This is a genomic window from Thalassolituus sp. UBA2590, from assembly GCF_002339775.1.
Taxonomy (GTDB): Bacteria; Pseudomonadota; Gammaproteobacteria; order Pseudomonadales; family Oceanobacteraceae; genus Thalassolituus.
The window spans coordinates 18,624-31,733 of sequence record NZ_DDKU01000066.1; the positions used below are offsets into that span (position 1 = coordinate 18,624).

Genomic DNA, 13,110 nt, shown 5'->3' on the forward strand with positions numbered 1-13,110 from the left:
AGATAACCATGCAACGTCTTACCCGCCTGATTCTGCTCACTCTGACGGCTGTATCTCTGTCAGCCTGCCGTATTGTTGAGACTGTTCCTTTTGTTGATATCCCCCGTTACATGGGGCTCTGGTACCAGATCGCTGCCAATGAGGTCTCATTTAATGAGGGGTTGGTTGGGGTAACGGCGGAATATACTCTGCTCGAAGATGGTTCTGTTGAAGTGCTGAACAAGGGATATCAGGACACTCTCGACGGCGAGCTTAACCAGATCACAGGCAACGCAACCATCTGGGATGACGAGACGAACTCCAAGCTCAAGGTGGTGTTCCCAGGCGCACCAGATCTGCCATACCCGAACTATCTCATCGTTGTTCTGGATGAGGCGGGTTACGAGTATGCAGCGGTCACTGATCCGTTTGAATACACCCTCTTTATACTGAGCCGCTCGCCAGAGATGAGCGAGAACACATACTCAATGATTCTTGGTCAACTCGAAGCACTGGGCGTGGATACGAGCGAGCTTGTTATTACTCCGCAGGCGTTGTCTGAGGAGTAATCAGCTTAATCACTTCGGGCGCGACATTATCGGCCAGTGTCGGTTGCGCCTCTGTTGTAGGATGAATGCCATCGTCCTGCATCATGCCATCTACTGTTGCCACGCCCTCCAGCAGGAAAGGCACCAGACCTGTGTTGTAACTTCCTGACAGTTCTATATACAGAGTTCTGAAGCCCTCTGTGTATGCTGGCCCATAATTAGGCGGGATCTGCATGCCAGCCAGAACAACCTCCGAGCCTGATTCCTGCGTGGCCTCAATCATGGCCGTCAGATTATTTCTGACCAGCGAGAGTGGTGTACCTCTCAACGCGTCATTGCCGCCAAGTGCCAGCAGGGTGACGTCTGGTTTATGGCGTTCCAGCAGGGCGGGTAAGCGGCTACGGCCGCCTGAAGTCGTGTCGCCGCTTATTGCTGCAACGACAACAGTGAGTTGCGGAAACCGGTCACGCAGTTTCTGTTCTAATAATAGAGGCCATTGTTCTTCGACCGGGATGCCAAAGCCCGCACTGATACTGTCGCCAACGATCAGCAATTTTGGCTCTGTCTGCTTTTGAGCATGCACTTGTGCCTGATCCTCAGCGTGCACCTGAGAGCAGGCGAAGCCTGTCATGATCAGAAGTGCAAAAACTGACATTAACGATTTAACTTTCAGGAAACCATTCGGTATGCCGGACAACACAGATACTACCTCTCTCAGTGCCGATCACTTAGTGAAAACAGTTCGCAGTGGTGAAGAACCTCTGACCATCCTGAAGGGAGTTTCGTTGCATATCAAGCGCGGAGAAAGTGTGGCGATCGTCGGCGCATCCGGCAGTGGTAAGTCGACCTTGCTGGGTATTCTGGCCGGGCTCGACCTGCCGTCAGAAGGTGAAGTCACGCTTTTGGGGCAGGCCATGAGCGGGTTGGATGAAGACCAGCGGGCGGCTATCCGCGCGGGCGGTGTGGCGTTTGTATTCCAGAATTTTCATCTGCTTCAGGGACTGACCGCTCTGGAGAACGTGATGCTGCCGCTTGAGATCGTCGGCAAGAAAAACGCAGATAATGAGGCGACTGAGCTGCTTCATTCTGTTGGTCTGGCGGATCGGCTGACGCATTATCCGAGTCAGCTATCTGGGGGCGAGCAGCAGCGTGTGGCTTTGGCCCGTGCCTTTGCCGGGCAACCCGACATCCTGTTCGCGGATGAGCCTACCGGAAATCTGGATCGTGCGACGGGTGAGCAGGTCGAGTCCCTCCTGTTCAGGCTTAACGAAGAATCTGCCACGACACTGGTACTTGTCACACACGACGAGCGCCTTGCGCAGCGGTGTGACCGGCGCCTGAAAATGACCGATGGGGTGTTGGAGGAAATCGCCTGATGAAAAACGCAGCAGGCAGATCCACAGAAGTCAGACTCGCACTCAAATTGATGAGCCGCGAGCTGCGTAGCGGCGAGTTAACGCTGATATTTCTGGCACTAGTGCTCGCTGTGACAGTGACCACGGCGATTGCGTTATTCAGCCAGCGACTGGATCTGGCGATGCAGGCCAGCGCCAATGATATGCTGGGCGCTGATCTGCGAGTTCGTTCGACCACTCCTCTCGAAGACGAATGGTTGGCAGAGGCAGATTCCCTTGGCCTGGATCGGGCCCGGGCACTCACTTTTCCCAGCGTGGTCGTCGCCGGTGATCAGATGACGTTGTCTGCGGTGAAAGCCGTTGATGATGGTTATCCGTTACGTGGTGAACTTCTGGTCTTGGGTGTCGACGATAAGGTTGCATCATTGCGTCAGTCAGGCCCCGAACCGGGAGAAGCCTGGGTCGAGGCGCGCCTGCTGTCGTTGTTGAATATCGGCTTGGGCGATGAAGCGGATCTGGGGGGCAAAACTTACCGGATCACCGGCCTTATTGAGAAGGAAAGTGACCGGGGAGGTAACTTCTACACCTTATCACCGCGCATTATGGTGCATTGGAGTGAGCTTGAAAGCAGTCCGATGCTAGGGCCCGGCAGCCGCGTGCGTTATCGGTTGATGCTCAGCGGTGATGACGGTCTGTTGGAGCAGTTTCAGAATTCGGTAGAGCTGAAAGCCAATCAGTCGTTTGAGGCTCTGGGGGATGGTAATCGGCAGATGGCTGCCTCACTTGACCGGGCGCGCCGGTATCTCGGTTTGGCGGCTATTCTCGCGGTGGTTCTGGCGTGTGTTGCCGTCGCAGTCAGTGCCCGTCGCTACGCCGAGCGCCACTTTGATATCAGTGCTCTTATGCGTACCTTCGGCTTACCCCGAGCATCGGTACTGCGGATTTTTCTCGCCCAGCTACTGATTCTCGGAGGCGCAGCTACTCTGCTTGGCGCCTTTTTCGCCTACCTTCTGCAGCTAGGGTTATTGCAGGTACTGTCGGGCCTGATTCCCGAGGGCTTACCGGCTGCAACACCGAGTGCATGGGCTCTTGGGCTCAGTGCGGGTTTGTTAGGCTTGTTTGGTTTTGGTGTGCCACATTTGCTACCTTTATCCTCCATCAGTCCGTTGAGAGTTCTGCGTCGGGATCTGGTTCCTGTGCCGCTTAAGGGCTGGCTGATTTACGCCTTAGCGTTGGGATCGCTGACACTGCTGCTCTCTCTGCTGACGCAGGACATTATGCTCAGTGGTGGTCTGATGATCGGTGGTGCTGCGACCTTGCTGCTTTTACTTCTACTGTTACGCGGAGGACTGAGGTTTGCCGGGAGTTTGTTGCGAAACAGAAAGCTTCCTCTCAGCCTCAGGTTTGCCTGGCAACATCTGAGTCGTAGCCATACCGCGACGGCAGGGCAGCTATTGGCGTTCGCCATGACTCTGATGGTGATGTTAATTATTGGTATGTTGCGCACAGACCTGTTGGCCGATTGGCAGCGCAGCATGCCGCAAGACGCCCCTAATATTTTTGCTTTGAATATTCAGCCTTTTGAGCGTGAAAGTTTCTCTGAATCTCTGGTGAATCACAGCATTGAGACTCAGGCCCTGTATCCCATGATTCCGATGCGTCTGGTGAAAGTAAATGGCATGGCGGTAAGTGAGATGGATATTGCTGAGGACCGCTCGATCAATCGTGATCTCATTACATCCTCCGCAGAAACGCTTCCCGACAATAATGAAGTCGTCGGTGGCGACTGGTCTCAGACGGCTGCAGGCCCGGGGCAGGTATCCGTTGAGCATGAGCTGGCTGAACGCCTGGGGCTGGGGTTAGGTGATGTGCTGACTTTCCGTGCGGCTGGCGTCGACCTTGATGCTGAGATCACCAGCTTGCGTCGCCTCGACTGGACGGCGATGACGCCAAACTTTTTCATGATGCTGTCGCCAGACCTGACGGAAGAGTTACCTATGGGCTACATGACCAGCTTCCACCTTGCCGATGAGAATGAAGGCGCACTGGTTTCTCTGATCCGGAAATACCCGGGCATTACCTTTATTGATACCCGCGCGATTCTTTCGCAGGTGCAGACCTTGCTGCAACGACTGACGACCGCAGTCGAGTTAATCCTGGTGTTTGTATTGCTGGGCGCTGTTCTGGTGATGTTATCTGTATTGCTGACATCGACACGCGAGCGACTGACTGAAGGGGCTGTGCTGCGTACTTTTGGTGCAGCGCGGAAACAGCTGCGTCAGGCACAGTGGGTTGAGTTCGCACTCCTGGGTGTACTGTCAGCCGTGTTGGCCTTAATCGGTGCGGAGTTAGTGGCGGCGGGTTTGTATATTGGCCTGCTGGATATTCCCTACAGCAGTCTTGGCTGGGCGTGGCTCTGGTTGCCGCCGGCAACGGCCCTTGGATTGGCGATTCCGGGCAGCTTGATGCTGCGCAGAGTCAGTCGGGTTCCGCCGCTGACCGTATTGCGGGAAGGCTGAGCTGGATTTGTCTGATTTGAGAACACCCGCTCAGTCGATCAGCTCAGCCGGGTTCTCGAACATGCCGAGCGGAGTTTCCAGAATAGCGCCCAGGGTGCGTATCATGTCGCGCTCTTCCATCGTGATTTTGCCGTCATGATGCACACACACAGAAATGGCGCGCATGACCCGCTCCCGGACTTCCGGTGCACTTGCGATCAGAGCACTCAATGCTTTATTCAGCGGTTTCAGACTTTTGTGCGGCGCGTATTCCGGGTTGCAGTCCCGCATCAGTAGTTGCTCTGATGTAATTCCCGCTTCAAACGCAAGCACCGCAGCCTGATAATTTTTCGTTCCGGCGTGGGCGACGTAGGCCAGTACAACAGCAATATCGTCGGCGAGTGCGTGGGCAGATTTACGCTTCTGACGGAAAGCCGGGAGGGTGCCGAAGTGGCGTCCGAGGTATTGCAGAATCAGCCGGTACAGACACCACTCGAACAGGTCGATCTTGTTATCCAACTGAATCATGCTGACCAGGGTCTGATTCATCGTGCGGTACTGCTTGAGGGACATACGACGCAGTGCCGGCATTGCCCGCTCGACCAGCTCAAGGCGCACCTCTTTGTCTGAGCGTCTGGCTTCATTCAGGTAGCGCAGGGCTTCGCGGAAGGTGTCATTGCCATGCCTTTGCTGAATCATATTCTGCTGCTTACGCGCCGTATCTTCGGTCGAGCCACTCATCAGCAGCGCAAACACCAGAGCCTCTGCTGACATCGCGTTAATGATCGCGATTTCACTTCTGAGGAATTCTTCACCGCGTGCTTCGTAAGGTATCGCTTCATATCCGGTATCAGCGTGAGCCACTGCAGTATCTGTACTATCGACGTTTTCAGGTGTCTCGCCATGTCCGGCAGAGAAGCCGCTGATGGCGTCGCTGTCGTTGTAGGCAAAGTCCCGAACTTCGATATGCTGCATTCGTGGCTTCAGATAATGCCCGTCCCAGCCCGGCTGAATCTTCTGAATGCGTTCATCCAGCGGCGGGTGCGTTGCAAACATGGTGCGGCGAAAGCGCATGACCGGACCAAAAAAGAAGTGCGATACCTCCAGCGCCGACGGTGAACCAACGCGGGAACCCGCGCCGTAGCCGATGACTTTGAGAGCGCCACTGATACCATCCGGATTACGGGTAAACTGCACAGCGGATGCATCCGCAAGAAACTCACGCTGGCGACTGACCGCCGACTTGATCATGCGGCCGAAAAATTCGCCGCCGTAGCCAATCGCCATCAGTGCAAAGCCGAAGGCGGCAGCCCGTGGGTCTGTGCGACGTGTCGTAAAACCGCGGTTGTGTGAGCCGCGGACAATCATGCGGCCGATCTCACCGATAAACACGATGCCATAGATGATACCGGTAAGGCGCATGTTCATGCGCATATCACCGTTAAAAATATGACTGAATTCGTGGGCGATAACCCCCTGAAGCTGGTCACGTGTGAGTGCCGATATTGCGCCTCGTGTGACACCAATAACGGCATCACTGGGCTGGTAGCCTGCGGCAAAGGCGTTAATGCCGGAGTCTTCCATGACGTAAACATCCGGAACTGGCATCCCTGAGGCGATGGCCATCTCTTCAACGACATTCAGTAGTCGCCTTTCATCTGCTTCGCGACTGCCGGGGTCCAGAAGTGTGGCACCCAGAGAGTCTGCCACATCACTTCCTTTGCTCAGCGATAGCTGCCTGAAAAAGCTCGAAATCAGGATCACAGCCATCGTCGTGAAGCTCACCACTGCCCAATGCTCAGCATCATAAATCTCAAAGACCCGTGAGCCCTGGCCCTCTGAATAGGTCGCAAAATGAATACCGGCAATAAACAGCAGGTTAACCGTCAGGACAACGGCGATGACGGCGAGGCTGAACAACAGAATGAGGCGCCCGGTGTTACGGCGCGCCTCTTCCTGATGGCGAAAGAAGTTCATACGTTACGGCGGGTCTCAGAAACTGATCTTGGGTGCGTCTTCCAGAACTTCCCGGTTTTCGAATTCCAGCAGAGTGGCGTCTTCTCTGTGGCCGAAAGCGCCGGCAACGACGACGGCTGGAAAGCTCTGGCGGTAGGTGTTGTAGTCCATGACAGAGTCGTTATACGCCTGACGGGCGAAGGCAATGCGGTTTTCGGTACTGCTCAGTTCTTCGGTGAGCTGCATCATATTCTCGTTTGCCTTCAGCTCCGGGTAAGCTTCCATCACGACATTCAGGCGGCCGAGTGCGCCAGCCAGTGCGCCTTCAGCACCCATTAACTGAGCCATGCCTCCACTGTTCGCAGGGTCGCCACCAATTGCCTTGAGGCCAGCGGCGGCTTCGTTGCGCGCGCTGATCACGGCTTCCAGAGTATCCCGCTCGTGACGGATATACTCTTTCGCTGTTTCAACCAGGTTAGGAATCAGGTCGTAGCGGCGTTTTAATTGCACATCGATCTGAGCGAAGCTGTTCTGAAACCGGTTTTTAAGAGCGACCAGTTTGTTGTACACACTGACCAGTAAAAGAATAAGTCCGGCGATTACTGCCAGTAGAATGATGCCTGTTGTTGTCATTGTCCGTTCTCCGTATGTTCAGGTCAGGGCGTTATCGCTGCCACTGACCTGAACCGTCCATGTAAAATTCGCCGCTGCCCTGAGCTTTTTCAATCAGTTTTTCACCTGCAATCCGCTCGATGTTGACCAGTTGCGTGTTCTGCTTGTTCGCGATTTCCTGATAGCGGGCTTTACGCTTGGCGTTGATATCGACCACCAGAGCGGCCGCTTCGGGGCTGTTTGCACTGATGAGGCCGAGGTAACCATTGGGTTGCTCACCGACAAGGCCCATGTTTTTCGCATCGTCCAGTTCCAGGGCCAGTGCAGCAACACTGAACAACAGGCCAGCGACGAAGGTTGTCATTTTGCTGAGTTTCATCGTCTTCTCCTTGTTCAGAACAGATCGTCTTCGGATTCAAACAGTTGCTCGAGGTCCTTTTCGACCTTTACCCGGACTTCGTGCTCAATTTTGACGTTAAGATTGATGGTAATCGGCTTTTCCGGGGCGGCTACCTTAAGCGTGCAGGCTGTCAGTGGTGCCAGCAACAGCAGAATCAATAGAGGGTTTTTCATGGTCAGAGTCCTTACCTGTCTCAGGCTTACTCTATCTCACGGGGCATGATGTGGGAACGGGCGGGCGTAAGGTTTGGTATAAGAATCACGAAAATAACAGCCTTCAGAGAGCCTCTGAGGCAGAATACTTGCGCTGAATCATGTCCAGTCGTTCAAACCCGGACGATTTGTAGCTATAATGCGTGCACTAAAATTACGACAAGCCTGATTGGCACTGGATGAGGACATCTTCGTGAAGCAACTGAAAGCATTGATTCTGGCGGCCGCCACTCTGGTCATGGCTCAGGCATACGCCGAGAGCGACGCTCAGATTGAGAAAATCCGCGAGCGCATCGCTCCGGTCGGTGAGGTATGTGTAGGCGCTGAATGTGGTGGCGTTGCAGTGGTTGCTGGTGAACCTCGCACGGGTGAAGAAGTTTACAACACTGCCTGTACAGCCTGTCACGGTGCTGGTGTACTGGGCGCACCTAAGAAAGGCGATACCGCTGCATGGGATGATCGTCTGGCGAAGGGGATGGATGAAACACTCCAGAATGCCATCAAGGGTATTAACGCTATGCCTCCAAAAGGTAACTGCGCGACCTGTTCTGATGATGAAATCCTGAACGCGATCAAGTACATGGCTGGACGTTAACCGTCATAGTCTGTTTCAAGAGAAACCCGCTTCGGCGGGTTTTTTTATGTCTGCTGTTCTTATCAGAAAGTGTGATTGCTGAAAGCCTGTTCGTCGGGAATATTGCACCCAGGATTCTCTGGCAGTGACTGAAATCCGGCTTTGATGTTTTTTTTGTTACCAATGGTTAGCGTTGCTGGAAGCGGCGTCCGTCTTGTCTATAAGTATTCCCATCAAATGAACACCGCTGAAAGAGGGATGTCTTATGGCACATGATGACGATCTGCACGAAGATGAGTTTAACGATCAGGATTCGCACGAGGAATCTGGCGAGCAGGAAACCGGAACAAAAGAGGCCGCCGCCTCAGATGATGATATTGAGTATGGCTCTCAGGCTGCTCGCGAAGCGCTCCGTGAGGCTATGGCGTCAGATGTCGAAGCCTTCCTGGCACGTGGCGGCCGAATTCAGGAAGTCGCTTCGGACGTGATGGGTGATCCTCCACGTAAGCCTCAGACCAACTACGGTAGCCGTCCCATCTGAATCGACTCGTTTGCTATGAGTCTGTCATGCCAGTCGCATAGAACGGATAATTCTTTTTATGTGACTGGTCGTTTTCTGAGCAAGTGCTAAAATAGGCAGGCAAGTTGATTCGCAAGGATGCAGAAACATGACCAGCCATTCCAGAAAATACCGCCGCCGTTTACACGCCTTACCCGCTGCACTGGCCCTGTTCGTATTCGCCGCTCTGTGGCTATACAGCAACACCACGTCTGCTGATGTACTGCTTTCCGCAAAATCCATCGACGATTGGAACAAAGACTGCCGCCATTGCTCTATCGAGCCTCACTATGACGTTATTAAGGGCGAAATCGTACGTCTGGAAAGCCGGATGGGGCGTGCTCTGTTAAGTCGCCCGTTTGTCAGTGAAGGGGCGAGGCCTCAGCTAAGCTGGCAGTGGTCACTGGATCAGTTTGATGAAGAAACAAGTGCGGCGCTGATGCGCGTGACAGTGGACTTCTCAAGCACAGAAGCCGATCAGACCTATCGCCTGCATTATGTGTGGAACCCTGCGGAGCGCACGACACATCGTGAAATAATCGAAGAGAATGAATTCGTCTGGGTAGTCAGCGGTGCTCAGCAAGCGCCACGTCGCTGGTATTCTGTCGTGCGTGACCTGAAGCAGGATTTCGGCAGGTTGGCTGAGGATGTACCTGAGGATATTTCCGTCACCCGTATTGAAGCGGGCATAGGCGAGCCGGATGGGCGCAAGGTCCGCAGTGGTGGTTACATCAGCGAACTGACGGTCAACTACCTTCCAGAGCCTTTATCGCTTGAACCAGTTGCGACCAGTGACTGAATTCTCCATCGGGCTGACAATCCGCTAACGGCCAGTCAGTCTGCTTATCATGAAACCAGAGAGTCTTCATACCTACGGCCTGCGCTGCCGCGACGTCCTGCTCCGGGTGATCACCAATGTGCAGTGCCTGTTGAGACTCAACGCCTGCGTGCTCAAGTGCAGCCTCGAACATTTCCGGTGATGGCTTGGCTTCGTAGTCATCGGCTTTCAGGTGACGATCAAAGAGATGGGTATGCCCAGCGATATCAAGATCAGCATTGCCGTTCGTCAAGGCAATCAGAGGGTAGGACGCTTTCAGCTCTGCCATTACTTCAGTAACACTTTCAAACAGTATTAAGTCGGTGCTGCGCGCCTGATAGAAGGCTGCAAAGGCATCCTGCGCCATGCGCCGGGCGCTATCAGAGTCGTGGCCGGACTGCAGGAAGATGCGGCGCAGTAACTGAAAGCGAAACTCGGAGACTTTGCCCGTCAGCTCAGGATAGGCTGCCGCCAGATCTTTCTTGTAGGCGTGAAATTTTTCCGGCGGATAAAATTCAGCGGTCACTGGAGAGTGCTCACTGATCCAGTTGAACATTGCGCGTTCTGCTGCGATCAGTGCATTGGTCGGGTCCCAGAGTGTGTGATCCAGGTCGAAAGTGATGAGCCCAAAGGTCATGCTCAGCTGACCGGAATCTGCGGTAGTCGCAGCGCCAGCACGTCGGCAATGAAGTCGAGGAACAGGGTGTCCACAGAGCTACGATAGTAACCCGGATCTTCACTGGCGACCGTCAGTATACCGAGGTTGTCTTTGCCGCGGATATGCGCTGCAGCGACAGAGCGGCAGGCGGATTCATCGACGCCCAGAAGTTGGGCAATATCGGCTTCGGGCAGTTGTCCGCAAATGGCTCTGTGGCCTTTAAACAGGCGGTGCACTGAGCGTTGTACTTCACTGCTGTGAATCGCAATCAACGGTGGCTCAAGCTGACGCTCGGTAAAGTGCAGCATGGCCCAGGCATCGACCGAAAAATCTTTACGCAGAGAGTCATCCAGAGCAGCCTGAACGTCTACCCAGGTCGTGGCCTCTACCAGCGCCAGTACCAGCCGTTTGCTCTTTTCGAACAGCTGGTCGTTACGGCGGGCGTTTTCAAGCAGGTCAGACAGGCGCTGTCTCAGTTCAACGTTGCGTTCACGGTGCACGGCAAGCTGACGTTCAACAAGGCTGGTGGCCGGACCGCTATTGTGTGGAATCCGCATACCTGCGAGCAGGTCGTCCTTCCCGATAAAGAAGTCGGGATGATCTTCCATATATGCGATTACGTCGGCTTCGGTCAGTCGCGGGGTCTGGCTCATGTCTGTCTGTTCCTTAGAGGTCAGAGGTTTACTTTACCTTCGAACACCCGTTCAGCCGGGCCTGTCATTTTCACTGCGCCTTCGCCGTCCCAGTCGATGAACAGGTCACCGCCCGGCAGGCTGACTTTGACGCCCTGATTCAACCAGCCGCGAAGCTGGCCTGAAACTACCGCGGCGCAGGCACCGGTACCACACGCCAGGGTTTCACCTGAGCCGCGTTCGAACACCCGCAGGCGAATATGATGTGGATTCACAATTTGCATAAAACCGACATTGACGCGGTTCGGGAATTCCCTGCAGGACTCCACCGCCGGGCCCCAGGTTTCGACCGGAGCAGTATCGACGTCGTCGACGCGGATCACGGCATGTGGGTTACCCATAGAGACTGCACCCAGGTTGATAATACCGACGTCAGGCACATCAATGGTGTACTCGGTAGCAAAACCATCGGCAATAAACGGGATTTTCTCCGGGGTCAGCTCAGGTTTGCCCATGTCGACCATGACCTGTCGGTCGTCGGTCAGGTGCAGCTCCATGATACCGCTGGCTGTCTCAACACGAATATCGCGTTTGCCTGTCAGGTTCTGGTCGTAGACGAAACGGGCAAAACAACGTGCTCCGTTGCCACAGTTTTCAACTTCACTGCCGTCGGCATTGAAAATCCGGTATTGGAAATCGACATCCGGACGGGTTGGCTTTTCAACGACCAGCAGTTGGTCGAAGCCGATACCAAAGTTACGGTCCGACAGTTCGGCAACACGCTCCGGGCGAATGTTCGCACTCTGCGTAATCAGATCAACGACAACGAAGTCGTTACCGATACCATGCATCTTGCTGAATTTAAGCCACATATACTGTCTCTTTATCCGGGCTGATATTAATCGGGTAAGCAGCTTTCGCCAGCAAACAATGACGCGACGGTTTCGCGTTCACGGACGACAAACGCCTTATCGCCGTCGACCATAATCTCAGCGGCACGGCCACGGCTGTTGTAGTTTGATGCCATGACAAACCCGTAAGCACCTGCCGACATTACCGCGAGCAGGTCTCCGGCAGCAATTTTCAATGGACGATCTTTGCCCAGAAAATCTCCGGTTTCGCAGACAGGGCCGACGAGGTCGTAGGTGCGCTCTGGCTCAGCGGAAGTCTCGGATACCGGAACAATGGCCTGCCATGCGCTGTAGAGGGCAGGACGGATCAGGTCGTTCATTGCGCCGTCGATGATGGCGAAGTTCTTGTGCTCGTTGAGCTTCAGGAACTCGACCTGAGTCAGGAAGACCCCGGCGTTCGCGGCAATAGAACGGCCCGGCTCAAAAATCAGTTTGAAGGTGCGATCGCCCAGACGCTCTTTTACCGCGGCAATGTACTCTGCCGGAGTAGCAGGCTGTTCATCCTGATAACGCACGCCGAGACCACCACCAAGGTCGAGGTGTTCGATGGTGATGCCACGCCCGCTGAGTTCGTCGACCAGTGCAAGAACGCGGTCGAGTGCATCAAGGAAGGGATCAATTTCAGTGAGCTGGCTGCCGATATGGCAATCGACGCCCTTTACGTCCAGGCCCGGGAGGCCTGCGGCTTTTTCGTAAATGCGTACGGCGTCGTTAATATCGATACCGAACTTGTTGTCTTTCAGGCCGGTAGAAATGTATGGGTGAGTCTGTGCATCAACATCAGGATTCACACGCAGGGATACCGGTGCTGTTTTTCCCAGTTCTGATGCTACGGCGCTCAGGCGCTCAAGCTCGGCTTCAGACTCAACGTTAAAACAGTGAACGCCCACTTCGAGCGCACGCTGCATTTCATGGGCTTGTTTGCCAACACCGGAGAAAACCACTTTCGAAGGATCACCGCCAGCCGCGATAACGCGCTCCAGTTCACCGATGCTGACGATATCAAAACCAGCGCCCAGTCGTGCCAGTGTGTTCAGAACCCCCAGATTAGAGTTTGTTTTGACCGCGAAGCATACCAGATGAGGCCACTCACCCAGAGCATCAGTATAGGCAAGGTAGGCTTGTTCGAAGGCACTGCGCGAGTAGACGTACAGAGGCGTGCCGTGTTCTTTAGCCAGTGCGGCCAGAGAGACGTTTTCGGCATGCAGGCTGCCGTTCTGGTATGAAAATGCTGACATGGGCTTACTGCTCTTGTTCTTGTTCGGAGTCTGGAAGATAGAGCGGACCTTTCTGACCACAGGCACTGATGCCAATTGCGAACAGCAATATCAGAGACACACAGGCGATGGTTTTCAGGTTCATAGCTACCTCCCACAGAATGCCACGCATTATACGGGCA

Annotated in this window: 16 protein-coding genes; 6 read left to right on the plus strand and 10 right to left on the minus strand. The window is 54.4% G+C overall.

Features of this window, described 5'->3' with window-relative positions; translation table 11 throughout:
• The first annotated feature begins 8 nt into the window (after window positions 1–8).
• Window positions 9–548 carry a lipocalin family protein gene (locus B2067_RS06145; RefSeq protein WP_301387810.1) on the plus strand — a complete coding sequence of 180 codons (540 nt, stop codon included), beginning with the start codon at window positions 9–11 and terminating at the stop codon, window positions 546–548.
• Here B2067_RS06145 and B2067_RS06150 read toward each other — a convergent pair.
• The gene (locus tag B2067_RS06150) at window positions 520–1,182 is read right to left on the minus strand and encodes an arylesterase (protein WP_301387811.1); all 663 of its coding nucleotides are present in this window, start codon (window positions 1,180–1,182) and stop codon (window positions 520–522) included. The two genes, B2067_RS06145 and B2067_RS06150, sit on opposite strands and share 29 nt — an antisense overlap.
• Before the next feature lie 31 nt (window positions 1,183–1,213).
• Here B2067_RS06150 and B2067_RS06155 point away from each other — a divergent pair, with 31 nt between their 5' ends.
• Window positions 1,214–1,903 (plus strand): ABC transporter ATP-binding protein, encoded by a 690-nt coding sequence (locus tag B2067_RS06155; protein ID WP_301387812.1) that lies wholly within the window; start codon window positions 1,214–1,216, stop codon window positions 1,901–1,903.
• A complete protein-coding gene (locus B2067_RS06160; protein ID WP_301387813.1) occupies window positions 1,903–4,401 on the plus strand; it encodes an ABC transporter permease in 2,499 nt (832 codons plus the stop codon). Before B2067_RS06155 ends, B2067_RS06160 begins: the two co-directional genes overlap by 1 nt.
• Before the next feature lie 30 nt (window positions 4,402–4,431).
• Here the strand turns inward: B2067_RS06160 and B2067_RS06165 are convergent, their stop codons facing one another.
• The 4 genes from B2067_RS06165 to B2067_RS06180 are packed head-to-tail and all read right to left on the minus strand — an operon-like array spanning window position 4,432 to window position 7,521.
• A complete protein-coding gene (locus tag B2067_RS06165) occupies window positions 4,432–6,357 on the minus strand; it encodes a M48 family metallopeptidase (protein ID WP_301387815.1) in 1,926 nt (641 codons plus the stop codon).
• 15 nt (window positions 6,358–6,372) lie between these two features.
• Window positions 6,373–6,969: a LemA family protein gene (locus tag B2067_RS06170; RefSeq protein WP_301376667.1), complete on the minus strand. Its 597-nt coding sequence runs from the start codon at window positions 6,967–6,969 to the stop codon at window positions 6,373–6,375.
• A gap of 31 nt (window positions 6,970–7,000) precedes the next feature.
• Complete coding sequence (locus B2067_RS06175) at window positions 7,001–7,327, minus strand: YdbL family protein (RefSeq protein WP_301376666.1); 327 nt, start codon at window positions 7,325–7,327, stop codon at window positions 7,001–7,003.
• Between the two features lie 14 nt (window positions 7,328–7,341).
• Complete coding sequence (locus B2067_RS06180; protein WP_068440156.1) at window positions 7,342–7,521, minus strand: YnbE family lipoprotein; 180 nt, start codon at window positions 7,519–7,521, stop codon at window positions 7,342–7,344.
• A 232-nt stretch (window positions 7,522–7,753) separates the two neighbouring features.
• Between B2067_RS06180 and B2067_RS06185 the strand changes: the two genes are divergently transcribed.
• The 3 genes from B2067_RS06185 (at window position 7,754) to B2067_RS06195 (ending at window position 9,492) form a co-directional block, all read left to right on the plus strand.
• On the plus strand, window positions 7,754–8,155 hold the full coding sequence (locus B2067_RS06185; protein WP_349676792.1) for a c-type cytochrome: 402 nt from the start codon (window positions 7,754–7,756) through the stop codon (window positions 8,153–8,155).
• Between the two features lie 244 nt (window positions 8,156–8,399).
• A complete protein-coding gene (locus tag B2067_RS06190) occupies window positions 8,400–8,675 on the plus strand; it encodes a hypothetical protein (protein WP_301376665.1) in 276 nt (91 codons plus the stop codon).
• Between the two features lie 127 nt (window positions 8,676–8,802).
• Window positions 8,803–9,492: a DUF3047 domain-containing protein gene (locus B2067_RS06195; RefSeq protein ID WP_068437634.1), complete on the plus strand. Its 690-nt coding sequence runs from the start codon at window positions 8,803–8,805 to the stop codon at window positions 9,490–9,492.
• Here the strand turns inward: B2067_RS06195 and B2067_RS06200 are convergent.
• Genes B2067_RS06200 through lptM form a run of 5 tightly spaced genes read right to left on the minus strand, consistent with a single transcriptional unit; the run spans window position 9,440 to window position 13,067 of the window.
• Window positions 9,440–10,147 (minus strand): HAD family hydrolase, encoded by a 708-nt coding sequence (locus B2067_RS06200; RefSeq protein ID WP_301387817.1) that lies wholly within the window; start codon window positions 10,145–10,147, stop codon window positions 9,440–9,442. The two genes, B2067_RS06195 and B2067_RS06200, sit on opposite strands and share 53 nt — an antisense overlap.
• A 2-nt stretch (window positions 10,148–10,149) precedes the next feature.
• Entirely contained in the window at window positions 10,150–10,821 is a 672-nt protein-coding gene (locus B2067_RS06205; protein WP_068442994.1) for a DUF484 family protein, read from the minus strand.
• Between the two features lie 20 nt (window positions 10,822–10,841).
• A complete protein-coding gene (dapF, locus tag B2067_RS06210) occupies window positions 10,842–11,672 on the minus strand; it encodes a diaminopimelate epimerase (protein WP_297531727.1) in 831 nt (276 codons plus the stop codon).
• A gap of 26 nt (window positions 11,673–11,698) precedes the next feature.
• Window positions 11,699–12,949 carry a diaminopimelate decarboxylase gene (gene lysA, locus B2067_RS06215; protein WP_068442988.1) on the minus strand — a complete coding sequence of 417 codons (1,251 nt, stop codon included), beginning with the start codon at window positions 12,947–12,949 and terminating at the stop codon, window positions 11,699–11,701.
• A 4-nt stretch (window positions 12,950–12,953) separates the two neighbouring features.
• On the minus strand, window positions 12,954–13,067 hold the full coding sequence (lptM, locus tag B2067_RS06220; protein ID WP_414716529.1) for an LPS translocon maturation chaperone LptM: 114 nt from the start codon (window positions 13,065–13,067) through the stop codon (window positions 12,954–12,956).
• Between the last annotated feature and the right edge of the window lie 43 nt (window positions 13,068–13,110).

Coding starts and splice junctions, on each gene's coding strand:
- B2067_RS06175 (WP_301376666.1), bottom strand. CDS start 7,327: ATGAAACTCAGCAAAATGACAACCTTCGTCGCTGGCCTGTTGTTCAGT.
- B2067_RS06150 (WP_301387811.1), bottom strand. CDS start 1,182: ATGTCAGTTTTTGCACTTCTGATCATGACAGGCTTCGCCTGCTCTCAG.
- B2067_RS06200 (WP_301387817.1), bottom strand. CDS start 10,147: ATGACCTTTGGGCTCATCACTTTCGACCTGGATCACACACTCTGGGAC.
- B2067_RS06145 (WP_301387810.1), top strand. CDS start 9: ATGCAACGTCTTACCCGCCTGATTCTGCTCACTCTGACGGCTGTATCT.
- B2067_RS06180 (WP_068440156.1), bottom strand. CDS start 7,521: ATGAAAAACCCTCTATTGATTCTGCTGTTGCTGGCACCACTGACAGCC.
- B2067_RS06160 (WP_301387813.1), top strand. CDS start 1,903: ATGAAAAACGCAGCAGGCAGATCCACAGAAGTCAGACTCGCACTCAAA.
- B2067_RS06155 (WP_301387812.1), top strand. CDS start 1,214: ATGCCGGACAACACAGATACTACCTCTCTCAGTGCCGATCACTTAGTG.
- lysA (WP_068442988.1), bottom strand. CDS start 12,949: ATGTCAGCATTTTCATACCAGAACGGCAGCCTGCATGCCGAAAACGTC.
- B2067_RS06195 (WP_068437634.1), top strand. CDS start 8,803: ATGACCAGCCATTCCAGAAAATACCGCCGCCGTTTACACGCCTTACCC.
- B2067_RS06205 (WP_068442994.1), bottom strand. CDS start 10,821: ATGAGCCAGACCCCGCGACTGACCGAAGCCGACGTAATCGCATATATG.
- B2067_RS06165 (WP_301387815.1), bottom strand. CDS start 6,357: ATGAACTTCTTTCGCCATCAGGAAGAGGCGCGCCGTAACACCGGGCGC.
- B2067_RS06170 (WP_301376667.1), bottom strand. CDS start 6,969: ATGACAACAACAGGCATCATTCTACTGGCAGTAATCGCCGGACTTATT.
- B2067_RS06190 (WP_301376665.1), top strand. CDS start 8,400: ATGGCACATGATGACGATCTGCACGAAGATGAGTTTAACGATCAGGAT.
- dapF (WP_297531727.1), bottom strand. CDS start 11,672: ATGTGGCTTAAATTCAGCAAGATGCATGGTATCGGTAACGACTTCGTT.